Origin of the sequence: Streptomyces sp. NBC_00299, assembly GCF_036173045.1 — a bacterium.
In the GTDB taxonomy this organism is placed as follows: Bacteria; Actinomycetota; Actinomycetes; order Streptomycetales; family Streptomycetaceae; genus Streptomyces; species Streptomyces machairae.
In genome coordinates this window covers 2,723,515-2,747,054 of sequence record NZ_CP108039.1, presented here as the reverse complement: position 1 = coordinate 2,747,054, position 23,540 = coordinate 2,723,515, and the positions used below count along the sequence as shown (strand labels likewise).

The 23,540-nt window shown below is 70.5% G+C and carries 16 protein-coding genes; 13 read left to right on the top strand and 3 right to left on the bottom strand.

Annotated features, from left to right (window positions below; genetic code table 11):
- Positions 1-59 precede the first annotated feature (59 nt).
- From OHT51_RS11900 to OHT51_RS11870, 7 genes are all read left to right on the top strand, one after another.
- Positions 60-1,739 carry an extracellular solute-binding protein gene (locus OHT51_RS11900; RefSeq protein WP_328878894.1) on the top strand — a complete coding sequence of 560 codons (1,680 nt, stop codon included), beginning with the start codon at positions 60-62 and terminating at the stop codon, positions 1,737-1,739.
- The gene (locus OHT51_RS11895; protein ID WP_328878893.1) at positions 1,739-2,791 is read left to right on the top strand and encodes an ABC transporter permease; all 1,053 of its coding nucleotides are present in this window, start codon (positions 1,739-1,741) and stop codon (positions 2,789-2,791) included. The genes OHT51_RS11900 and OHT51_RS11895 overlap by 1 nt, the downstream gene beginning before the upstream one ends.
- On the top strand, positions 2,788-3,714 hold the full coding sequence (locus OHT51_RS11890; RefSeq protein ID WP_328878892.1) for a carbohydrate ABC transporter permease: 927 nt from the start codon (positions 2,788-2,790) through the stop codon (positions 3,712-3,714). The genes OHT51_RS11895 and OHT51_RS11890 overlap by 4 nt, the downstream gene beginning before the upstream one ends.
- Positions 3,715-3,805: 91 nt before the next feature.
- Positions 3,806-6,034: a WD40/YVTN/BNR-like repeat-containing protein gene (locus OHT51_RS11885; RefSeq protein ID WP_328878891.1), complete on the top strand. Its 2,229-nt coding sequence runs from the start codon at positions 3,806-3,808 to the stop codon at positions 6,032-6,034.
- Positions 6,034-8,013: a beta-galactosidase gene (locus OHT51_RS11880; RefSeq protein WP_328878890.1), complete on the top strand. Its 1,980-nt coding sequence runs from the start codon at positions 6,034-6,036 to the stop codon at positions 8,011-8,013. The genes OHT51_RS11885 and OHT51_RS11880 overlap by 1 nt, the downstream gene beginning before the upstream one ends.
- Entirely contained in the window at positions 8,010-10,220 is a 2,211-nt protein-coding gene (locus tag OHT51_RS11875; RefSeq protein WP_328878889.1) for a glycosyl hydrolase family 95 catalytic domain-containing protein, read from the top strand. Before OHT51_RS11880 ends, OHT51_RS11875 begins: the two co-directional genes overlap by 4 nt.
- A 36-nt stretch (positions 10,221-10,256) precedes the next feature.
- Positions 10,257-10,973 (top strand): glycoside hydrolase family 12 protein, encoded by a 717-nt coding sequence (locus tag OHT51_RS11870; RefSeq protein WP_328878888.1) that lies wholly within the window; start codon positions 10,257-10,259, stop codon positions 10,971-10,973.
- 36 nt (positions 10,974-11,009) lie between these two features.
- Here OHT51_RS11870 and OHT51_RS11865 read toward each other — a convergent pair whose 3' ends face one another.
- The 3 genes from OHT51_RS11865 to OHT51_RS11855 all read right to left on the bottom strand — a co-directional run bounded on the left by OHT51_RS11865 (position 11,010) and on the right by OHT51_RS11855 (position 15,472).
- Complete coding sequence (locus tag OHT51_RS11865; protein WP_328878887.1) at positions 11,010-12,197, bottom strand: sulfotransferase family protein; 1,188 nt, start codon at positions 12,195-12,197, stop codon at positions 11,010-11,012.
- Positions 12,198-12,304: 107 nt separating this feature from the next.
- Positions 12,305-14,353, bottom strand: coding sequence for a glycoside hydrolase family 31 protein (locus tag OHT51_RS11860; RefSeq protein WP_328878886.1), 2,049 nt, complete (start codon positions 14,351-14,353; stop codon positions 12,305-12,307).
- A 102-nt stretch (positions 14,354-14,455) separates the two neighbouring features.
- Positions 14,456-15,472, bottom strand: coding sequence for a LacI family DNA-binding transcriptional regulator (locus OHT51_RS11855; RefSeq protein WP_328878885.1), 1,017 nt, complete (start codon positions 15,470-15,472; stop codon positions 14,456-14,458).
- Positions 15,473-15,829: 357 nt separating this feature from the next.
- Here OHT51_RS11855 and OHT51_RS11850 point away from each other — a divergent pair, with 357 nt between their 5' ends.
- The 6 genes from OHT51_RS11850 to OHT51_RS11825 all read left to right on the top strand — a co-directional run bounded on the left by OHT51_RS11850 (position 15,830) and on the right by OHT51_RS11825 (position 23,531).
- Positions 15,830-17,764, top strand: a complete 1,935-nt coding sequence (locus tag OHT51_RS11850) for an acyl-CoA dehydrogenase family protein (protein ID WP_328878884.1) — start codon at positions 15,830-15,832, stop codon at positions 17,762-17,764.
- A gap of 125 nt (positions 17,765-17,889) precedes the next feature.
- Positions 17,890-19,146 carry a 1-deoxy-D-xylulose-5-phosphate reductoisomerase gene (dxr, locus tag OHT51_RS11845; protein WP_328878883.1) on the top strand — a complete coding sequence of 419 codons (1,257 nt, stop codon included), beginning with the start codon at positions 17,890-17,892 and terminating at the stop codon, positions 19,144-19,146.
- Positions 19,147-19,154: 8 nt separating this feature from the next.
- Positions 19,155-20,447 (top strand): M50 family metallopeptidase, encoded by a 1,293-nt coding sequence (locus tag OHT51_RS11840; protein WP_328884302.1) that lies wholly within the window; start codon positions 19,155-19,157, stop codon positions 20,445-20,447.
- 169 nt (positions 20,448-20,616) lie between these two features.
- On the top strand, positions 20,617-21,774 hold the full coding sequence (gene ispG / locus OHT51_RS11835) for a flavodoxin-dependent (E)-4-hydroxy-3-methylbut-2-enyl-diphosphate synthase (RefSeq protein WP_328878882.1): 1,158 nt from the start codon (positions 20,617-20,619) through the stop codon (positions 21,772-21,774).
- Positions 21,775-21,975: 201 nt separating this feature from the next.
- The gene (locus OHT51_RS11830; RefSeq protein ID WP_328878881.1) at positions 21,976-22,824 is read left to right on the top strand and encodes a GNAT family N-acetyltransferase; all 849 of its coding nucleotides are present in this window, start codon (positions 21,976-21,978) and stop codon (positions 22,822-22,824) included.
- Between the two features lie 140 nt (positions 22,825-22,964).
- Complete coding sequence (locus OHT51_RS11825; RefSeq protein WP_328878880.1) at positions 22,965-23,531, top strand: GNAT family N-acetyltransferase; 567 nt, start codon at positions 22,965-22,967, stop codon at positions 23,529-23,531.
- The last annotated feature ends 9 nt before the right edge of the window (positions 23,532-23,540 follow it).

The following is a 23,540-nucleotide window of genomic DNA, read 5'->3' as shown; positions in this document are numbered from 1 at the left end:
GACACCGCAGCCGACGGCCCACCGCCGGGTGTCCAGGTGCGCCATGAAGGGTTGACGCAATGACGCCGAACGCCGACTCAGCCTCCTTGGGAACCAGCCGGAGAAGCTTCCTCGCCTCCACGGCGGTCGCCACCGCAGCGGTGGCCGGCGGGATGCCGCTGCTCGCCGCCTGCGGCGGTTCGGACAGCGGTTCGCGCGAGGGAGCCACGTCGGGCAAGGACGCGAAGAAGCTGCTGCCGACGTACGTGGCCAGCACGGTCGCCCAGCCGGACCTTCCGTCGAAGAACGGTTCGGCGGCCGGCTACACCGGCAAGGTCGACCTCGCTGCCCTTGCCACCTCGGTCCCGGAGAAGCTCGGCACCGGCGCCCCCTTCAAGGTCATGGCCCCGTTCTGGGGCTCCCCGCCGAAGCCCGGCAACCCCTACTACAAGGCGCTGGACGCCGCGGCGGGCACCAAGGTCACCTGGCAGAACCAGGACGGCAACACCTACGGCGAGAAGCTCGGCGCCGTCCTGGCCTCCAGCTCCATACCCGACATGGTGGTCGTGCCGAGCTGGGAACTGGTCGGCAAGATCGCGAACGCGGTCACCGCGAAGTTCATGGACCTTGGCCCCTACCTGGCGGGCGACAAGGTCAAGAAGTACCCGAACCTGGCGGCCATCCCCTCCGACGCCTGGCGCATGGGCATCTTCGGCGGCGCCCTGCGCGGCATCCCGATGCCGGCCGCGACTGCGTCCTTCATCGTGCCCTTCTACCGCAAGGACATCTTCGACAAGAAGGGCTACTCGGTCCCCAAGTCACCCGAAGAGTTCCTCAGTTGGGCCAAGGAGGCCACCAGCACCAAGGCCAAGGTGTACGCCTGCGGTGACATGAACTGGACCGCATGGGGCATCTTCGGCGTCCGCCCCTCCGGGACGCTCGGCTGGGACATCGGGGACGACGGCAAACTGACGTACCGCGTCGAGCAGCCCGAGTACCTGGAAGCCCTGGAGTGGACCCGCAAGCTGTTCGACGCGGGCGTGGTCCATCCCGACGACAAGGCGCGCTCGGGCGACGCGGGCAACCGTTTCACCGCCGGCCAGATCCTCGTCTTCAACAACGACATGTCCTCCTGGTACGGGAAGACCACCGAACAGGCCGCGTCCAACCCGGACTTCGAGATCGAGGGCATGGACATCTTCGGCGCGGACGGTGGCAGCCCGAAGCTGACGGCGGCCCAGCCCGCCGGTATCTGGTCGCTGATCCGCAAGGGCGCCTCGAAGACGACGATCGAGAACGCCCTGGCCGCCGCCGACTTCGCGGCAGCGCCCTACGGCACCAAGGAGCGGATGCTCGTCGACTACGGCGTCGAGGGCACCCACTACACGGTCAGGGACGGCGTCCCGGTCAAGAACGACCTGGGCAACTCCCAGGTGGTCAACGCCTGGGTGATGCTGGCCGCACCGGCCGCCTACTACGCCCACCCCGACTTCCCCGACGTCGCCCGCAAGCAGGTCGAGTGGCAGCAGCGGATGGGTGCCTTCATGAAGAAGACGTCCACGTACGGCATGAACATCGTCGAGCCGACCCGCTACGCCAATCTCTCCAGCCAGTTCGAGCAGCTGGAGATCGACTACGTGCGGGGCAACCGGAGACTGTCGGAGGTTCAGGCGGCCATCTCCACCTGGAGGTCCTCCGGCGGCGACAAGCTGCGCGACTGGTACAAGGAGCTCATCGACAAGAACGGCAGCGGCAACTGATGTCTCTCACGGCCGGGAGCAGGCCCGACGGGACTCGTCCCCCCGCGGCCGTCGAGGAGCCGACGGCCGCGGTCGCCACCGCCGCGGTGAAGGAGCGGGTGCCGCGCAGGACGAGCAAGGCCGGCAAGGTTCCCTTCCGGATCCGGCTGCGCCGCGATCGTGCGCTCATCCTGATGACGCTGCCCGTCATCCTCCTGCTTCTGCTCTTCAACTATGTCCCGCTGCTCGGCAACGTCGTCGCCTTCCAGGACTACGACCCGTACGTCTCCAGCAACGGCGTCACCGCGATCTTCCACAGCCCCTGGGTCGGCGTGGAGCAGTTCTCGCGGATGCTGGACGACCCGCTGTTCTGGAGCGCCGCGAAGAACACCGTCGTCCTGTTCGTGCTCCAGCTGGTGCTGTTCTTCCCGATCCCCATCGCCCTCGCGCTGCTCATCAACAGCGTGGTGCGGCCCCGGGTGCGGGCCGTGGCACAGGCGATCATGTATCTGCCGCACTTCTTCTCGTGGGTCCTCGTGGTCACCGTGTTCCAGCAGATCTTCGGCGGCGCGGGCATCATCGCCCAGACCCTTGAGGACCACGGCTGGAGCGGTTTCGACCTGATGACCGACGCGGACCTGTTCAAGTACCTGGTCACCGCGCAGGCCGTCTGGAAGGACGCCGGCTGGGGGGTCATCGTCTTCCTCGCGGCGCTGTCCGCGGTCAGCACCGACCTGTACGAGGCCGCCGCCATGGACGGGGCGGGGCGCCGGCGCCGCATGTGGCATGTGACGCTGCCCGCGCTGCGCCCGGTGATCGCGCTGCTGCTGGTCCTCAGGGTGGGCGACGCGCTGAGCGTCGGCTTCGAGCAGTTCCTGCTCCAGCGCTACGCAGTCGGTGCGGGGGCCAGCGAGGTCCTGGACACGTACGTGTGGAACATGGGTATCCAGAACGGCGACTTCAGCTACGCGGCCGCGGTCGGCCTCGCCAAGGGAGTCATCGGAGTGTGCCTCGTCCTGGGCGCGAACAAGTTCGCGCACCTGCTGGGCGAGCAGGGGGTGTACAAGAAATGAGCCTCAACACGCAGCTCGTCCGCAGCCTCAAGGCCCCCGCCCGCCCCGTGTGGGAGGAGCCGCCCAGCAAGGCCGGACTCACCTTGAAGAGCGGCTTCCTCGCGCTGTGCTGCCTGGGGGTGCTCGGTCCGCTGTGGATCGTGATCGTCACCAGCCTCTCCCCGAAGCCGGTGATCGACCGGGTCGGCGGCCTCGTCGTGATCCCCCAGGGCATCACCTTCGTCAACTACACCGAACTGCTCGGCGGCGGCCAGGTCAGCCGGGCGATCATGGTCTCGGTCGGCGTCACCCTCTTCGGCACGCTGTTCTCCATGACGGTGTCGGTGCTCGCGGCCTACGGCCTGTCCCGGCCGGGGAGTCTGGGGCATCGGTTCTTCCTGATGACCATGATGGCGACGATGTTCTTCGGGGCGGGCCTCATCCCGACGTACCTGCTGGTGCAGTCGCTGGGCCTCACGGACACCTATCTGTCGCTGGTCCTGCCGAGCGCGGTCAGCGTCTTCAACATCCTCGTCCTGCGGGCCTTCTTCATGGGGATCTCACCCGAACTCACCGAGTCCGCCCGCATCGACGGGGCCGGCGACCTGCGGATCCTGCTGACCATCATCCTGCCGCTGTCGCGGGCGGTGCTGGCCGTCATCTCGCTGTTCTACGCCGTCGGCTACTGGAGTGCCTGGTTCAACGCCTCCATCTACCTCAGCGACCAGCAGATGATGCCGCTGCAGAACGTGCTCATCCAACTGGTCCAGAAGAACACCGAGGCGCCGACCGGCCTTCAGCAGGCGGTCCGCACCGGTGAACTCTCCTCCCTGGGACTGCAGATGGCCGTCATGGTCCTGGCCCTGATCCCCGTCGCCGTCGCGTCCCCGTTCGTCCAGCGCCACTTCAAGAAGGGCATGTTGACCGGCGCGGTCAAGGGCTGACGACCGCACAGCAAGGTCTTGCCGAAGGACCACCGGTTGCTCACTGTCCCCCACGTAGGCGTCCCCGCCCCTTGCCAGAACGAGGTTTGCCATGCGCACGTCGAAGCCCAGCAGACGAACCGTCCTCGCCGGCACCGCGGCCGCTGCCGCGCTCACCGCCGTGCCGTCCATCGCAGGGCAGGCGTCCGCCGCCGAGCCCGACGCCGCTGCCGCCGGCCAGGCGTACCGCTGGCGCAACGCCGTCATGGGCGGCACCGGCTTCGTCACCGGCGTGCTCTTCCATCCCTCCGTCCGCGGCCTCGCCTACGCCCGCACCGACATCGGCGGCGCCTATCGCTGGGACGACCGCGCCGCCCGCTGGACCCCGCTGACCGACCACCTCGGCTGGGACGACTGGAACCTCCTCGGCGTCGAGGCCATCGCCGTCGACCCCGCCCACCCCGACCGCGTCTACCTCGCCCTGGGCACCTACGCCCAGTCCTGGGCCGGCAACGGAGCGGTGTTGCGCTCAGCGGACCGCGGGGCCACCTGGCAGCGCGCCGACCTCACCGTGAAGCTCGGCGCCAACGAGGACGGGCGGGGCACGGGGGAGCGGCTGCTCGTCGACCCACGGGACAGCGACACCCTGTGGCTGGGCACCCGGCACGACGGGCTGCTCAAGTCCACCGACCGGGGCGCCACTTGGGCGGCCGTGACCGGATTCCCGGGTACCCCGAGTGCCACCGGCCAGGGCGTCACCCTCCTCGTCGCCGCCGGCCGCACCCTCTACGCCGGCTGGGGCGACGGCGACGGCACGGCGGCGACCAAGAACCTGTACCGGACCGCCGACGGCACCCAGTGGGAGGCCGTCCCCGGTCAGCCCACCGGCACCGCCGCCAAGGTCCCGATCCGCGCCGCGTACGACCGCCACACCCACGAGCTGTACGTGACGTACGCCAACGCACCCGGCCCCAACGGTCAGTCCGACGGCAGCGCGCACAAACTGTGCACGCTCAACGGGAAGTGGACCGACGTCACGCCCGTGCAGCCCGGCGGGACCACGGGTGACGGGTCGGCCGACACCTTCGGCTACGGCGGCGTCGCCGTCGACGCCCGGCGGCCCGGCACGGTCGTGGTGTCCACCAACAACCGCTGGGCCGACATCGACACCGTGTACCGGACCACCGACGGCGGTCGCACATGGACGTCGTTGAAGGACACAGCCGTCCTCGACGTCTCCGAGACGCCGTACCTCAAGTGGGGTGCCGACAAGCCCAAGTTCGGCTGGTGGATCCAGGCGGTCGCCATCGACCCGTACGACGCGAAGCACATCGTCCACGGCACCGGCGCCACCCTCTACGGCACGCGCGACCTGGTGCACTGGGCCCCGCAGATCCGGGGACTGGAGGAGACGTCCGTCCGTCAGCTGATCTCGCCGCCGGCCGGGAGGGCGCACCTGATCAGCGGCAACGGGGACATCGGTGTGATGTACCACGAGTCACTCGCCGCGTCCCCGTCGTGCGGTATGGCCGCCAATCCGGTGTTCGGGACCTCCACCGGGCTCGCGCAGGCCGCGGCCAGGCCGTCGTACGTCGTCCGTACCGGGTGGGGCGACAACGGCAACGGGGCCCACTCGAACGACGGCGGGCAGACCTGGGCGCCGTTCAAGGCCCAGCCCGCCATCGCCAAGGACGCGCCGGGGCCGATCGCCACCAACGCCGACGGCAGCGTGCTGCTGTGGTCCTTCGTGCACTGGGACGGCACCCCCTACCCGGCCCAGCGCTCCGCCGACAACGGCGCCACCTGGTCCGAGGTCACCTCCTTCCCGAAGGGGGCCACCCCGGTCGCGGACCCCGTCGACCCGACGACGTTCTACGCCTTCGACACCGCCACCGGCACCCTCCACGCCAGCACCGACGGCGGCCTCACCTTCGCCGCGCGGGCCGGCGGGCTGAACTCGGGTGACAAGGAGTTCCAGCTGGCCGTGGCGCCCGGCCGGGCCGGGGACCTGTGGCTGAGCCTCAAGTGGAACGGGCTGTACCGCTCCACCGACGGCGGCGCCACCTTCACCAAGGTCGACAGCTGCTGGGCCTCGTACACCCTCGGCTTCGGCAAGGCCGCCCCAGGCGCCTCCTACCCGGCGCTCTACCTGGTCGGCTCCACCGAGAGCAGCACCGCGGTCCACCGCTCCGACGACGAGGCGAAGACCTGGGTGCGGATCAACGACGACGTGCACCAATGGGGCTGGATCGGAGCGGCCGTCACCGGCGACCCGCGCGTCCACGGCCGCGTCTACCTCGCCACCAACGGGCGGGGTGTCCAGTACGGGGAGCCGGTCTGATGCCCGACCTGAACGGCGCCACCCGCGGCCGCCTTCTCTTCGGCGGCGACTACAACCCCGAGCAGTGGCCCGAGGAGACCTGGCACGAGGACGTCCGCCTGATGAAGGACGCCGGGGTCAACTCGGTCACCCTCGGCGTCTTCTCCTGGGCGAAGCTCGAACCCCGGCCGGGGGAGCGGGAGTTCCGCTGGCTGGACCGGCTGATGGACCTGATGCACGACAACGGCATCGGCGTCGTCCTCGCCACCCCCACCTCCTCGCCCCCGCCCTGGATGGGCCGGCTGCACCCCGAGACCCTCCCGCGCGACGAGGACGGCCGGACCGAGTGGTGGGGCTCCCGCCAGCACTTCTCCCACTCCAGCGCGACGTACCGCCGCTACGCCGCCGCCATCACCGAGGACCTCGCCGCCCGCTACGCCGGCCACCCGGCCCTGCGGATGTGGCACATCAACAACGAGTACTGCACCTACGACTGGGGCCCCGAGGCCAAGGCCGCCTTCCGCCGCTGGCTCCAGGACAGGTACGGCACGCTCGACGCCCTCAACGAGGCCTGGGGCACCGCCTTCTGGAGCCAGGGATACGGCGACTGGAACGAGGTCCTGCCGCCGCGCCGCGCGCACTACATGAAGAACCCCACGCAGGTTCTCGACTTCAAGCGGTTCACGTCCGACGCGCTGCTGGAGTGCTACCTCGCCGAGCGCGACATCGTCGCCCGGCACAGCCCGGACATCCCGGTGACGACCAACTTCATGCCGTTCTGGCAGGGGCAGGACGCCTGGCTCTGGGCCGAGCGGGAGGACGTCGTCTCGGTCGACATCTACCCGGATCCGCGCGATCCGCTCGGCGGGCAGCACGGGGCGCTCATCCATGACATGACCCGCTCGCAGGCCCGCGGCGGCCCCTGGATGGTCATGGAGCAGGCGGCCGGACCGGTCAACTGGCGCGGCGTCAACCACCCCAAGCCCGCCGGCCTCAACCGCCTGTGGTCGCTCCAGGCCGTGGCACGCGGCGCCGACGCCGTCTGCTACTTCCAGTGGCGGCAGTCCCGGCAGGGCGCGGAGAAGTTCCACTCCGGGATGGTCAGCCACGCGGGCGAGCACGGCCGTACGTACCAGGAGGTCAAGCGGATCGGCGCCGAGCTGGCCCGGCTCGGCGGGAAGGTGGCGGGCAGCCGGGTCGACGCCGCGGAAGTCGCCGTACTCCTCGACTGGAACGCCTGGTGGGCGAGCATGCAGGACGGCCGGCTGTCCTCCGAGTTCGACTACCCGCAGGTCGTCCGCGCCTGGCACCGCGCCCTCTGGGAGGCCCACACCGTCACGGACTTCGCCCACCCGGAGCACGACCTGTCCGCCTATAAACTGGTCGTCGTCCCCCAGCTGTACCTGATGACGGACGCGGCCATCGACCACCTGGTCGCCTACGTCGAGGGCGGCGGCACCCTCGTCGCCGGCTTCCTGACCGGCGTCGCCGACGAGGACGACCGCGTCCGCCCGGGCGGCATGGACGTACGGCTGCGCGAACTGTTCGGCATCCGCACCCTGCACGAATGGTGGCCGCTCGACGCGGGGGAGAAGGCCGACGTCGAGGGCTTCCGCGGCACCCTGTGGTCCGAGGAGATCGAGGCGGCGGACGACGTTGCCGCCGTGACGCCCTACAAGGGGGGCGAGCTGGACGGACTGCCCGCCGTCCTGCGCAGGGGCCGTGCCTGGTACGTCTCCACCCTCCCCGAGCCGCACGCCCTGCGCACACTGCTCGCCGACATCGCGACGGGGGCGGGTGTACGACCGACCCTCGCCGGACTTCCGGCAGGTGTGGAGGCGGTACGGCGGGGTGGGCTGCTGTTCCTTCTGAACCACGGGCGCGACGCGGTCACCGTGCCCGTGCCCGGCCGCCACCACGACCTGCTGACCGGCGCGGACACCGCCGACTCGGTGGAGCTGGGGCGGTACGGGGTCGCCGTACTGGAGGCCGTCTCATGAGCGGACCCGTTCACGGCACCTGGGAGCCCGCTCCCGCCGCCCGCTGGGAGGACGCCTTCCTGAGCGGGAACGGCCGACACGGCGTCATGGTGTTCGGCGATCCGAACGACGACCGGGTCATCGTCAACCACCACACCCTGGTCCGCCCCAACGGCGGCGAACGCGCCCGTCCCCCCGCTCTCGCCGCCGAGCTCCCGCACGTTCAGGACCGGCTGCTCGCCGGTGACGTCACCGCAGCCGAGCGCTTCACCGACGGGCGGGAGCTCCAATGGGTGCAGCCCTTTCACCCCGCGTTCCAGGTGCGGCTGCGCCGCCCGGCCGCCCAGGAGCGCGGGGACTACCGCCGCGAGGCCGACTTCACCACCGGCGTCTGCACGGCCGCGCACGGCGGTTGGCGGAGCCGGGTGTTCGTCTCCCGCGCCGACGACGTCATCGTCCAGCACATCACCGAGCCCGGCCTCACGGTCGACGTCACCTTGGATCACCGACTTCCGGGCGCTCCACACGACTTGGCGGTCGGACACAGTGCCGTCCGCACTCCCGAGGGCGCGCTCCTCACCCTGCGCGCCCGCTATCCCGGCAGCGACCGTTCGTACACGGGCGTCACCCTCGCCGTGGTCACGGGCGGAAGCACCCGCACCTCGCTGCCGGGCCTGCGCACCGAGAACGCCCGCTCCTTGCTGCTCCTCACCCGCGTCCGGCGCCACACCGGCGAGCTGGACGCGCTCGTCGAGGCACACGCGCTGCGCGCCCTGCTGCCCGAGGGCGACGAGGACCCGTACGACCGACTCCTCACCCGCCACACCGACCTGCACCGCCCGCCCTATCTCCGCGTCGGCCTCGATCTAGGCGCCGACGCGGCCGAACGAGCCCTGCCCGGCTCGGACCTGGTGCGCCGCCCGAAGAGCCCCGCCCTCCTGGAACGCCTCTTCGCGGCCGGCCGCTACCACCTGATGTCCGCCGCCGGCATGCTGCCGCCCCGGCTGACCGGCCTGTGGACCGGCGACTGGAACACGGCCTGGTCGGGCGCGTTCACCACCGACGCCAACCTCAACCTCCAGACCGCGTCGGCCGCCGCGGCAGCACTTCCGGAGGTGACCGAAGCCCATGCCGCCCTCGTCCACGGCCAGTTGGACCACTGGCGGGACAACGCCCGCGCGATCTTCGGCACCCGTGGCGTCGTGGCTCCCGCCCACACCGACGGCGAGTCCGGCCACCTCTACCACTTCAGCCGCGCCTACCCCCTGCACCTGTGGACCGCGGGCGCCGACTGGCTGCTCAAACCGCTCGTCGACCACGAAGAGACCCGCGGCGAACGCGACCCGCGCACCGCCGCCGCCCTCACCGAAGTCGCCCGGTTCTACGAGGACTTCCTCACCCGCACCGACAGCGACGGCCACCTGATCGTCGTCCCCTCCTACTCACCCGAGAACCGCCCGGCGAACGGGAGCTGGGGCACGATCAACGCGGCCATGGACCTCTCGGCAGCCCGGCACGCCCTGCGCACGGCCGCTCGCTACCACCCGGGCACCCCCGAGGCCGACCGCTGGCGCGCCCTCGCCGACCGCCTCCCTCCGCACCGGATCAACGCCGACGGCGCCCTCGCCGAATGGGCCTGGCCGGGCCTGGAGGACACGTACGACCACCGTCACCTCAGCCACCTCTACGGAGTCTGGCCCCTCGACGAGATCACCCCGTACGACACCCCGGACCTCGCGACGGCCGCCCACCGTGCCCTCGAACTGCGCGGCGCGGAGAACGACTCGGCGCACGGCCATCTCCACCACGCCCTCATCGCGGCCCGCCTCAGGGACGGCGAGCGGGTCGCCCACGCCCTCGACCAGGTCCTGGACGGCGACTTCTTCCACGCCTCCCTGATGAGCGCCCACTACCCGAACCGCGACGTCTACAACGCGGACGCCGCGCACACCCTGCCCGCCGTACTGATCGAGATGCTCGTGCAGTCGACCCCGGGCCGGCTCGTCCTGCTGCCCGCCGTGCCGCCCACCCTCCCCAAGGGCCGGCTTCGGGGCGTACGCACCCGGTTCGGCGCGGAGGTCGACCTGACGTGGGCGCCCGGCGGGGCGAGTGCCGTCCTGAAACCGTCTCGCACCCTGCGCATCGAACTCCGGACTTCCACCGGCGACGCCCAACCGCTCGACCTCGTCGCCGGAGAAGACCACGTCCTCGGCCTCGGGGCGTGGTAACCCCCGCAACTCCCCCCACCCATGGAAAGGGACACCATGGCAAAGAGCGCACTACGCAAGATCACCACGGCCGTGCTGGCCCCGGCGATGGCCCTCGGTGCCACCGTCGGGCTCGCCTCCGCCCCCGCCTCGGCCGCCGTCTGGAACTCCTGCGACCAGTGGGGCAACACCAGCCTGAACGGCTACACGCTCTACAACAACATCTGGGGCTCCGGCGCCGGCAGCCAGTGCATCTGGGCCAACTCCGGCACCAACTGGGGTGTCTGGGCCAACCACCCGGGCACGGGCGGCATCAAGTCCTACCCCAACTCCAAGAAGGTGATCAACAAGACGATCGCCTCCCTCGGCTCGCTCACCAGCAGCTACAACGTCTCCGTCCCGTCGTCCGGCGCGTACAACACGTCGTACGACATCTGGGACACCGACTACGACTACGAGATCATGCTCTGGGTCAACTACAACGGCGCCGTCGGCCCGCTCGGCACCTCGCAGGGCAATGTCGCGCTCGGCGGTCACACCTGGACCGTCTACAAGGGCAACAACGGCGCGAACGAGGTCTTCTCGTTCCTGCGGACGTCCGACTCCACCTCGGGCAGCGTGGACATCAAGCCGATCCTCAGCTGGATCGCCAACACCAAGGGCTGGATGTCCAGCAGCGAGACCATCGGTGACGTGCAGTTCGGCTACGAGATCACCTCGTCGTCCGGCGGGCTCGACTTCGCCACGAACAACCTGACCGTCAGCAGCAGCTGACCCGTCAGCAGGGCCGGGGCCGGTCCGCGTTCCGCCTCAGACGCGGTCGACCTCGGCCCGCAGCGCGTTGTAGTCCGCGAAGGCCTCCTCCACCTCGGCGCGGGTCAGGCCGTAGCGGGCCAGGTCGTAGCGGTGCGGTCGGGTGCCCTTCGGGCGGGCGACGGCGCCGGCCAGGCGGGCGGCCTCGGTGTCGGTCCAGCGTGCGCCGACGGCGTCGTAGAGCTTGGGGGCACCCGTGGCGGGCTCGGCGCCGAGCCAGGAGTACGGGGCGTCGACCACCGTCTCGCGGGGGAGGGCGGCACGGGCCGCGAGGCCGCGTCGCATGGCACGGCTCAGCAGGCCGGACCAGGTGGCGCCGATGCCGTGCAGGTCGAGGGGGCGGGTGCTGACGGCCATGCCGTGCTCGATCAGGCTGCAGAAGGAGGCCACGGCGGTGACCGGGTCGCGGTGGCACCACACGATCGTGGCGTCCGGGAACACCGTGTGCAGCGCGTCGAGGTTGCCCAGGTGCAGCGGGGACTTGAGCATCCAGCGGTGCCGCGGGCGGCCGTACTGCAGGACCTGGAACACCTGCTTGAGGTACCGGTAGTCGTCGGTGAAGTCCCGCGCGCGGTACCACTCCACGTACTCCGGTATCAGCACCTGCGACAGCGGCATCAGGGCGTGCGGAAGGGCGAAGGTGCACTCCTCGGGGCCCTCGGCGGCCATCGCGTGGATGTCGCGGAAGCGCGGTGCGAACAGGTTGGTTCCCTGGACCATGCGGCGGCCTGCGGTGACCGCCTTCCGGCGCTCACGGGGCGACGGCTCCAGGCCGGGGGCGAGGAGTTCCCACAGCACAGGGCTGCGGTGCTCGGCCGAGAGCGACAGGACGGAGTGCGTGACGGTGGTCGCGGTACGCGGCAGGCCCACGACGAACACCGGCTTCTCGATCGGCTCCCGCTCGATCTCCGGGTGCTCGGCGACCAGAGCCCGCACCCGCGCCCGATTCGCGAGATGCCGGCGCACGAAGACCTGAGCGGACTGCCAGCCGACCGGCGTGAGGTTCTCGGCCCTCGCCCACCAGCCCAGCAGCAGCCGGAAGTCGTCGACGAACTGCCGGTCCCCCTTGGCCTCTCCCGCCTCCACGACGATCCGGTCGAAGATCCGGTCGGGACCGCGACGGGATCCGAACCCCGGCCGCAGCAGCTGGTTGGCGAGAGTGAGGGCGAGGGGAGGCGAGGACATGCGGCGACTCTATCCCGATGAACTGACGTGCTGGAGAGGCGAGTTGGACGAGTGGCCGAGAGGGTGACCGGAAGACCTCCACCGTCCGGCCACCCCCTCCGAGACGGCTACTGAGCCACCGGCAGCCGTGCCCCGTCCCGCAGAAACAGCGGGATGCGGTCCAGCGGGGCGTCGACCGTCACGGTCGCACCGCCCTCGTACGTCTCCCCGGTCCACGCGTCCGTCCAGCGCGCGCCCGCCGGGAGATACGTCGTCCATGTCGTCGCGCCCGCCGTCAGCACCGGGGCGACCAGCAGATCGCGGCCGAAGAGATAGGCGTCGTCGACCGACCAGGCCGCCGGGTCGTCCGGGAACTCCAGGAACAGCGGCCGCATCACCGGCAGGCCCTCCTCGTGGGCCTCGCGCATGACCTCCAGGACGTACGGCTTCAGGCGCTCGCGCAGCCGCAGGTACTTCTCCAGGATCGGGCGGGCCTCCTCGCCGTACGACCACACCTCGTTCGGGCCGCCGGTCATCTCCGGGCCCAGCGGTGTGCCCGGGTCGCGGAAGCCGTGCAGACGCATCAGCGGGGACAGCGCGCCGAACTGGAACCAGCGGACCATGACCTCGCGGTACGCCGGGTCGTCCGGGTCGCCGCCGTGGAAGCCCCCGATGTCCGTGTTCCACCAGGGGATGCCGGACAGCGCGGTGTTGAGTCCGGCCGCGAGCTGGCGGCGCAGGGTCGGGAAGTCGGTGCCGATGTCCCCGGACCACAGGGCGGCGCCATAGCGCTGACTGCCGGCCCAGGCCGAGCGGTTGAGGGTGATGACCTCCTCGCCCTGTGCCCGCAGGCCCTCGTGGAAGGTGCGGGAGTTCTCGGCCGGGTAGCTGTTGCCGACCTCCAGGCCCGGCCCCGTCCAGTAGCGCAGGTTTTCTTGGAAGCCCGGCTTCAGCTCCGGCTCGCAGGCGTCCAGCCAGAAGGCCGTGATGCCGTACGGGACGAGGTAGTTGTCGCGCACCTTCGACCACACGAACTCACGCGCGTCCGGGTTCGTGGCGTCGTAGAAGGCCACCTGGACCGTGGAGGCCACCTCCTTGTCGGGCCAGTCGGCGTGTGCCATCGGGCCGTACTGGGTGCCGATGAAGTAGCCGCGCTGCTCCATCACGGCGTGGTTCTCGCTCAGCGGCGACACCGACGGCCAGACGCTGACCACCAACTTGACGCCCAGCTCGGTCAGTTCACGGACCATGGCCGCAGGGTCGGGCCACTCGGCCGGGTCGAACTTCCAGTCGCCGAGGTGCGTCCAGTGGAAGAAGTCGCAGACGATCGCCGACAGGGGCAGGCCCCGGCGCTTGTACTCCCGTGCCACCGCGAGGAGTTCGTCCTGCGTGCGATAGCGCAGCTTGCACTGCCAGAAGCCCGCCGCCCACTCGGGCAGCATCGGCGTACGGCCCGTCGCCGCGCTGTAGCGCCGCTGGCCGTCGGCCGGGCTGCCCGCGGTGATCCAGTAGTCGATCTGGCGGGCCGAGTCGGCGACCCACCGGGTGCCGTTGTGCGCGAGCTCCACGCGGCCGATCGCCGGGTTGTTCCACAGCAGGGTGTAACCCCGGCTGGACGACAGCACCGGGATGCCGACCTCGGCGTTGCGCTGGACGAGGTCGAGGACCAGGCCCTTCTGGTCGAGGCGGCCGTGCTGGTGCTGGCCGAGGCCGTACAGCTTCTCGTCGTCGTACGCGGCGAAGCGCTGCTCCAGGCGGTGGTGGCCGTTGCCCACGGCGGTGTAGAGGCGCGGGCCGGGCCACCAGAAGTGGGCGCGCTCCTCGGCGAGCACCTCCTCGCCGTCCTCCGTGCGCAGGAACCGGATCAGGCCCTCGGCGTCGACCTGGACGGTCAGGGCGCCGACGGTCAGCGTGCCCAGCCCGTCCTCGATCTTGACGGCGGACTCGGTGGGCGGGGCGGACTCCAGGAGCGCGCCCGGCAGTCCTTCGAGGACCGGGCCGCCGAGCCGGGCACGCACCCGGACCGCGTCCGGACCCCACGGCTCGACGCGTACGGTCTCCTGGCGGCCGCACCACTCCAGCGCGCCGTCCCGCTCGCGGAACGTGCCGACGGTCGGGGACGACTGCGCGAGGCTGACCGTGCCTGGCTGGGGCTGGTTTTCGGCAGGCTGATTCACGAGGTGTGCTCCTCAGGAGGGCAGCGAATGCAGACATGGGGGTGCCCGGCTGGGGCACGGCGGTGCAGCGGTCGGTGGGGGTGGGGTGGGGCCGGTGAGGTGTCAGTGGGCGGCGGCCGGCGCCGGGCCCGTGCTCGCCCGGACCGTCAACTCGGGCGCGATCAGCAGGACTTCCTCGCTGCCGCGCCCGTCGAGCTTGGCGACCAGCTGCTCCACGGCGTGCCGGCCCATCTCCTGCGCGGGAATGGAGACCGACGTCAGCCGCACCGAGGCCTGGGTGGCCACCTGGTCGGGACAGATGCCGACCACCGACACGTCCTCGGGCACGGCACGGCCCTGCTGGCGCAGCAGCGCGAGCAGCGGCTCGACCGCCGACTCGTTCTGTACGACGAACCCGGTGGTGCCCGGGCGTTCGTCGAGGATGCGGGCGAGGGTGACGGCCATCGCGTCGTACCCGCCGTCGCAGGGCCGGTGCAGCAGCCGGAGCCCCAACTCCTGGGAACGCAGCCGCAGTCCGTCGAGCGTGCGCTCCGCGAAACCGGTGTGCCGTTCATAGACGGCCGGCGCCTCGCCGATGACAGCGATGTCCCGGTGCCCCAGCTTCGCCAGATGCTCCACGCACAGCGCGCCGGTCGCCTTGAAGTCGAGGTCGACGCAGGTCAGCCCGGAGGTGTCGGCGGGCAGCCCGATCAGCACGGACGGCTGATCGGTGCCGCGCAGCAGCGGCAGCCGCTCGTCGTCCAGCTGGACGTCCATCAGGATCATCGCGTCGGCGAGCCCGCTGCCGGTGACGCGGCGCACGGCGTCGGGGCCCTCCTCGCCGGTCAGCAGCAGGACGTCGTAGCCGTGCGTGCGGGCCGTGGTGGCCACCGCGATGGCGATCTCCATCATCACCGGCACATACATGTCGGTGCGCAGCGGGATCATCAGCGCGATGATGTTGGACCTGCTGCTGGCCAGGGCACGGGCGCCCGCGTTCGGGTGGTAGCCGAGTTCGCGGATGCTCTGCTCGACCCGGTGCCGGGTGGTCGTGGAGATGGACCGCTTGCCACTGAGGACATAGCTCACCGTGCTCGCCGAGACTCCGGCGTGCTGGGCGACCTCGGCGAGGGTGACCATCCGGCTCTCCAAGCTCTTGTGAAGCGCTTCGACAGTGCGCCGATGCGTACAGGGGCGGGTGTGAGGGTGATTTGACACTAGCTCTGGCGAGGCCGGGTGTCCATAGGTTATCGAAGCGCTTCGACAGCTTTCCTCTCCAGGGGCACCGTCCCCCGGACGGCCCTGCCGCCGCAACACCTCTGACCGCGCCCGTTCTCCGGGCGCCGACGGCCTGGACACCGAGGCGTACTCCGTCAACATCGGCTGAACGGACGCGCGCAGGGTGGTGGCCCCGCCCGTAATCGGGTACATACGATCGGGTAGCACCCGTCGGTAACCAAACGGCCCATGATCCCGATTCACGGCGAGGTGAGCCTCATGTCCGCAGCACCCACGAAGCCCACTGTCACTGAGCGTGAGGCACGTCAGGTGGCGGAGGAGGCCCGGCAGCAGGACTGGCGCAAGCCCAGCTTCGCCAAGGAACTGTTCCTGGGCCGCTTCCGACTCGACCTCATCCACCCCCACCCCATGCCCACCGACGAGGCCGCCCAGCGCGGCGAGGAGTTCCTCGCCAAGCTCCGCGACTTCGTCGAGACGAAGGTCGACGGCGCCCTCATCGAGCGCGAGTCGCGCATCCCCGACGACGTGATCGACGGTCTGAAGGAAATCGGCGCCTTCGGCATGAAGATCGACACCAAGTACGGCGGGCTCGGCCTCGGCCAGGTCTACTACAACAAGGCCCTCACCCTGGCCGGCTCGGCGTCCCCCGCGATCGGCGTGCTGCTCTCCGCCCATCAGTCGATCGGCGTACCGCAGCCGCTCAAGTTGTTCGGCACCCCGGAGCAGAAGGAACAGTTCCTGCCCCGCTGCGCCCGCACCGACATCAGCGCCTTCCTGCTGACCGAGCCCGACGTGGGCTCCGACCCGGCGCGCCTGGCCACCTCCGCCGTTCCCGACGGGGACGAGTACGTCCTCGACGGGGTCAAGCTGTGGACGACCAACGGCGTGGTCGCCGACCTCCTCGTCGTCATGGCCCGGGTGCCGAAGTCCGAGGGTCACAAGGGCGGCATCACCGCCTTCGTCGTGGAGACCAACTCGCCCGGCATCACCGTCGAGAACCGCAACGCCTTCATGGGTCTGCGCGGCATCGAGAACGGCGTCACCCGCTTCCACCAGGTCCGCGTCCCTGCCGCCAACCGCATCGGCCCCGAAGGCGCGGGCCTGAAGATCGCCCTCACGACCCTGAACACCGGACGGCTCTCGCTCCCCGCGTCCTGCGTCGCCGCCGGCAAGTGGTGCCTGAAGATCGCACGCGAGTGGTCCGCGGCCCGCGAGCAGTGGGGCAAGCCGCTCGCCCACCACGAGGCCGTCGGCTCGAAGATCTCCTTCATCGCGGCCACCACCTTCGCCCTGGAGGCCGTCACCGACCTGGCCTCGCAGATGGCCGACGAGGACCGCAACGACATCCGCATCGAAGGCGCCCTCGCCAAGCTCTACGCCTCCGAGATGGCCTGGACGATCGCCGACGAACTGATCCAGATCCGCGGGGGCCGCGGCTTCGAGACGGCCGAGTCGCTCAGGGCGCGCGGCGAGCGCCCGGTCGCCGCCGAGCAGGTCCTGCGCGACCTGCGCATCAACCGCATCTTCGAGGGCTCGACGGAGATCATGCACCTCCTGATCGCCCGCGAGGCCGTCGACGCCCACCTCTCGGTCGCCGGTGACCTCATCGACCCCGACAAGTCCCTCCAGGACAAGGCGAAGGCAGGCGCGAACGCCGGCGTCTTCTACGCCAAGTGGCTGCCGAAGCTGGTCGCCGGTCAGGGGCAACTGCCGTACTCGTACGGTGAGTTCAAGCGCGGCGTCGACCTCTCCCCGCACCTTCGCTACGTCGAACGCACGTCCCGCAAACTCGCCCGCTCCACCTTCTACGGCATGTCCCGCTGGCAGGGCCGCATGGAGACCAAGCAGGGCTTCCTGGGCCGTGTCGTCGACATCGGCGCCGAACTGTTCGCCATGAGCGCGGTGTGCGTGCGCGCCGAGCACCTGCGCGGCCAGGGCGAGCACGGCCGCGAGGCCTACCAGCTCGCCGACGCCTTCTGCCAGCAGGCCCGCCTGCGGATCGAAGAGCTCTTCGGCCGCCTGTGGTCCAACACCGACGACCTGGACCGCAAGGTCGTCAAGGGCGTGATGTCGGGCACGTACGAGTGGCTGGAGCATGGCATCGTCGACCCGTCGGACGACGGCGCCCCCTGGATCGCCGACGCGACGCCGGGCCCCAGCGAGCGGGAGAACGTGCACCGTCCGATCAGGTGACCGACGCTTCGAGGGCCGGAGAAGCCTTGAGGGGTCACTGCCCGCAGTGACCCCTCACCATCCTGTTACCTGCCGGATGGGGATGCCCTGTCCTCCCTGTCAGCCCTTCCGGCCACAATGGGGGGATGAGCGACAGTCCAGCCCCACTCGCCGACCCGCATCTGGTCTACGACCCCGTAGCGGGCGACGGCCCCAAGGACGTGGTGATCCTCGGCTCCACCGGCTCGATCGGCACCCAGGCCATCGACCTCGTGCTGCGCAACCCCGACCGGTTCCGGGTCACCGCCCTGTCCGCCAACGGCGGCCGGGTCGCCCTCCTCGCCGAGCAGGCGTACCGGCTGAAGGCGCAGACCGTCGCGGTCGCCCGCGAGGACGTCGTACCGGCGCTGCGGGAGGCCCTGCAGGCCCAGTACGGCACGGGGGAGCCGCTCCCCGAGATCCTCGCGGGCCCCGAGGCGGCCACCCAGGTCGCCGCCTCCGACTGCCACACCGTTCTGAACGGCATCACCGGCTCCATCGGCCTCGCCCCCACCCTCGCCGCCCTGGAGGCGGGCCGCACCCTCGCGCTCGCCAACAAGGAGTCGCTGATCGTCGGCGGCCCGCTGGTCAAGGAGCTGGCCAAGCCCGGGCAGATCATCCCCGTCGACTCCGAGCACGCGGCCCTGTTCCAGGCGCTGGCGTCCGGGTCGAGGGCAGACGTGCGGAAGCTGGTCGTCACGGCGTCCGGGGGCCCGTTCCGGGGCCGCTCGAAGGCGGACCTGGCTCAGGTGACCGTGGAGGACGCCCTGGCCCACCCCACCTGGGCCATGGGCCCGGTGATCACGATCAACTCCGCGACCCTCGTCAACAAGGGCCTGGAGGTCATCGAGGCACACCTCCTCTACGACATTTCCTTCGACCGCATTGAGGTGGTCGTGCATCCCCAGTCGTATGTTCACTCGATGGTTGAGTTCACCGACGGATCCACGATCGCCCAGGCGACGCCCCCCGACATGCGCGGGCCGATCGCCATCGGCCTCGGCTGGCCGGAGCGCATCCCCGATGCCGCGCCGACGTTCGACTGGAGCAAGGCGTCGACGTGGGAGTTCTTCCCCCTCGACAACGACGCGTTCCCCTCGGTCAACCTGGCGCGCCATGTGGGCGAGCTCGCGGGCACGGCACCGGCGGTGTTCAATGCGGCAAACGAGGAGTGCGTGGAGGCCTTCCGGGCCGGCGCGCTGCCGTTCAACGGGATCATGGAGACCGTGACCCGGGTGGTGGAGGAGCACGGCACCCCGCGCGCGGGAACTTCGCTCACCGTCGCGGACGTCCTCGAAGCGGAGACCTGGGCCCGCAGGCGGGCACAGGAACTGGCGGCACACACGGCGGAGGCCCGTGCATGACGACCCTGATGTTCATCCTCGGCATAGTGCTGTTCGCGGTCGGGCTGCTCGCCTCGATCGCCTGGCACGAGCTGGGCCACCTGTCCACGGCCAAGCTGTTCGGCATCCGCGTGCCGCAGTACATGGTCGGCTTCGGCCCCACCATCTGGTCGCGGAACAAGGGCGAGACCGAGTACGGCATCAAGGCGATCCCGTTCGGTGGCTACATCCGCATGATCGGCATGTTCCCGCCGGGACCGGACGGCCGCCTCGAGGCCCGCTCCACATCCCCCTGGCGCGGCATGATCGAGGACGCCCGCTCGGCCGCGTTCGAGGAGCTCAAGCCGGGTGACGAGAGCCGCCTCTTCTACACGCGCAAGCCGTGGAAGCGGGTCATCGTGATGTTCGCGGGCCCCTTCATGAACCTCATCCTCGCGGTGGCCCTGTTCCTCACCGTGCTGATGGGCTTCGGCATCCAGCAGCAGACGACCACCGTGAGCTCGGTCTCCCCGTGCGTCATCGCCCAGACCCAGAACCGCGACGAGTGCAAGGCCTCCGACCCCAAGTCGCCGGCCGCCGCCGCGGGCATGAAGGCGGGCGACAAGATCGTCTCCTTCGCCGGGGTACCGACCGAGGAGTGGAACTCCCTCTCCGACCTCATCCGCGACAGCGCCGGCAAGGAGGTGCCGATCGTCGTCGACCGCAAGGGCGAGCAAGTGACCCTGCACGCGAAGATCGCCACCAACTGGGTCGTGAAGAAGGACGCGAGCGGGGCCTACGTCAAGGACGACTACGTCCAGGCCGGCTTCCTCGGCTTCAGCGCCGCCACCGGCGTCGTCAAACAGGACTTCGGCGACTCGGTGACCTGGATGTCCGACCGGGTCGGCGAGGCCGTCGACTCCCTCATCGCCCTGCCCTCCAAGGTCCCCGCCCTGTGGGACGCGGCCTTCGGCGACGGGGAGCGCGAACCGGACTCCCCGATGGGCATCGTGGGCGCGGCGCGGGTGAGCGGCGAGATCGCGACGCTGGACATCCCGGCGTCGCAGCAGCTGGCCACGTTCGTCTTCCTCCTGGCCGGCTTCAATCTCTCCCTCTTCCTCTTCAACATGCTCCCGCTGCTGCCGCTCGACGGCGGCCACATCGCGGGCGCCCTGTGGGAGTCGCTGCGCCGCAACACGGCGAAGGTGCTGCGCCGCCCGGACCCGGGTCCGTTCGATGTGGCGAAGCTGATGCCGGTGGCCTACGTGGTGGCCGGAATCTTCGTCTGCTTCACGCTGCTCGTGCTCGTGGCGGACGTGGTTAACCCAGTCAGAATCTCCTAGTCATACGGAGTTCGAGGCGGCCCGGGATCGTATGTCCCGGGCCGCCTTCCATTGAGTGGGTTTACGGGCCGTGATGTGCTGGGCTGAGGATCGGTGCCGTAATCTCGAAGCCTGGGGCCCGCTGCTGACGGGACCGGACCTTGATCCACGACTTGGGGTTGCACAGCAGATGACTGCGATTTCTCTCGGCATGCCGTCCGTTCCGACCAGGCTCGCCGAGCGCCGGCGGACCCGCCAGATCCAGGTCGGCACCGTGGCGGTCGGCGGAGACGCGCCGGTCTCGGTCCAGTCGATGACGACCACGCGTACGTCCGACATCGGGGCCACGCTCCAGCAGATCGCGGAGCTCACGGCCTCCGGCTGCCAGATCGTGCGCGTGGCCTGCCCGACGCAGGACGACGCGGACGCGCTCGCCACGATCGCCCGCAAGTCCCAGATCCCGGTGATCGCGGACATCCACTTCCAGCCGAAGTACGTGTTCGCGGCGATCGAGGCCGGCTGTGCGGCGGTCCGCGTGAACCCCGGCAACATCAAGCAGTTCGACGACAAGGTCAAGGAGATCGCGCGGGCCGCGAAGGACCACGGCACCCCGATCCGCATCGGCGTCAACGCCGGCTCGCTGGACCGCCGTCTGCTCCAGAAGTACGGCAAGGCGACGCCCGAGGCGCTCGCCGAGTCGGCCCTGTGGGAGGCGTCGCTCTTCGAGGAGCACGACTTCCGGGACATCAAGATCTCGGTCAAGCACAACGACCCGGTCGTGATGGTCGAGGCGTACCGGCAGCTGGCCGCCCAGTGCGACTACCCCCTCCACCTCGGCGTGACCGAGGCGGGCCCGGCCTTCCAGGGCACGATCAAGTCGGCCGTGGCCTTCGGCGCCCTGCTCTCCCAGGGCATCGGCGACACCATCCGCGTGTCCCTCTCGGCCCCGCCGGTCGAGGAGGTCAAGGTCGGCAACCAGATCCTGGAGTCCCTGAACCTCAGGCAGCGCGGCCTGGAGATCGTGTCCTGCCCGTCCTGCGGCCGCGCCCAGGTCGACGTCTACAAGCTCGCCGAGGAGGTCACGGCAGGCCTCACGGGCATGGAGGTCCCGCTCCGCGTGGCCGTCATGGGCTGCGTCGTGAACGGCCCCGGCGAGGCCCGCGAGGCCGACCTCGGCGTCGCCTCCGGCAACGGCAAGGGCCAGATCTTCGTCAAGGGCGAGGTCATCAAGACCGTCCCCGAGTCCAAGATCGTCGAGACCCTCATCGAGGAGGCCATGAAGATCGCCGAACAGATGGAGGCGGACGGCGTGGCGAGCGGCGAGCCGTCGGTGGCGGTGGCGGGCTGAGAGGTTTCTGGCCGGGGGCCGCAGGCCCCAGGGGCGCGGGGAACTGCGCGGCCAGCCCCCCACCCACCCGCAGTCGCCGTTCTCCCCAGCGCCCCGAGCTCATAGGCGCCCGGGTCCAGCGGCGCAGCCAAGCGGCGGCACGGCAAAGCTTCCGCAGGTACAGTGCGGGGACCAGCAGAACCCCAGCGTGAGGCCCCGTACGTGTTGACCCAGACCACCTCACGGGTGCTCGAACCGAGCGACCTGGACGCCGCGCTCGCCGTCCTCGACCGCGAGCCGGTCGCGAACGCCTTCGTGACGTCCCGCGTCCAGATCGCCGGCCTCGACCCGTGGCGCCTCGGCGGCGAGATGTGGGGCTGGTACGAGGGCGGCATGCTCACCTCCCTGTGCTACGCGGGCGCCAACCTCGTCCCGATCTGCGCGGGTCCACGCGCGGTACGGGCCTTCGCCGACCGGGCCCGGCGGGCGGGCCGCCGCTGCTCCTCCATCGTCGGCCCCGCCGAGTCGACCGCCCAGCTGTGGCGCCTGCTGGAACCCAACTGGGGCCCGGCCCGGGACGTCCGCGCGCACCAGCCCCTCATGATCACCGACCGCATGCCGACCGACATCACCCCGGATCCGTACGTCCGCCGCATCCGCAAGGACGAGATGGAGACGATCATGCCGGCGTGCGTGGCGATGTTCACCGAGGAGGTCGGCGTCTCCCCGATGGCCGGCGACGGCGGCCTCCTCTACCAGGCCCGGGTCGCCGAACTCGTCGGCTCCGGCCGCTCCTTCGCCCGCCTCGACCACACCGGCAAGGTCGTCTTCAAGGCCGAGATCGGCGCCGCCACGAACAGGGCCTGCCAGATCCAGGGCGTCTGGGTGGCCCCCGAGTACCGGGGCCAGGGCCTGGCGGCCCCCGGCATGGCAGCGGTACTGCGCTACGCCCTGGCCGACGTCGCCCCGGTGGTGAGCCTCTACGTGAACGACTTCAACACGGCGGCGAGACGGACGTACCACAGGGTGGGCTTCCAGGAGGTCGGCGCCTTCATGAGCGTCCTGTTCTGACGACGTTCCTTGCGAGGGACGGCGCTGCAACGCCCCCAGGGGCGCGGGGCCCTGTCGATGTGCGGCTCCGCCGCGTGGGCCCTGGCAACCACGGATGCCGCACCCGGAATTCAGCGCGAACCCCCCTGTAGGCTCCCCACATGCGCCTTCCCGGTCACGCACACCGCCGCCAACCAGACGACATCGTGATCGGCCCCCTGGACCTCGCCACCCACGTCGACGAAGCCCTCGCAGTCCAAGCCGTGGCGTTCGGCCTCGGCCCCGACGAGGTGGCCGTTCGCCGCCAGATCGTCCTGCGCCACATGACCTACCCGGGCGCAAGGGCCCTCGGCGCCACCAGCGGCGGACGCCTCATCGGATTCGTCTACGGCATGCCGAACGACCGCACCCACTGGTGGTCCACCATCGTGGAGCCCTACCTGCGCGCCCCGGGCTACGACGACTGGCTCGACAACTCCTTCGTCATCACGGAACTCCACGTCCACCCGGGCTACCAGAACCGCGGCGTCGGCCGCCGCCTGATCACCACGATCACGGACGGCGCCCTCGAACCCCGCTCGATCCTCTCGGCGATCGACGTGGAAAGCCCCGCCCGCGGCCTCTACCGCTCCCTCGGCTATCAGGACCTCGCCCGCCAGGTCCTCTTCCCCAGCGCCCCGAAGCCGTACGCCGTGATGGGCGCCCCGCTCCCACTCCGCCGCCGTTAACCGATTTCC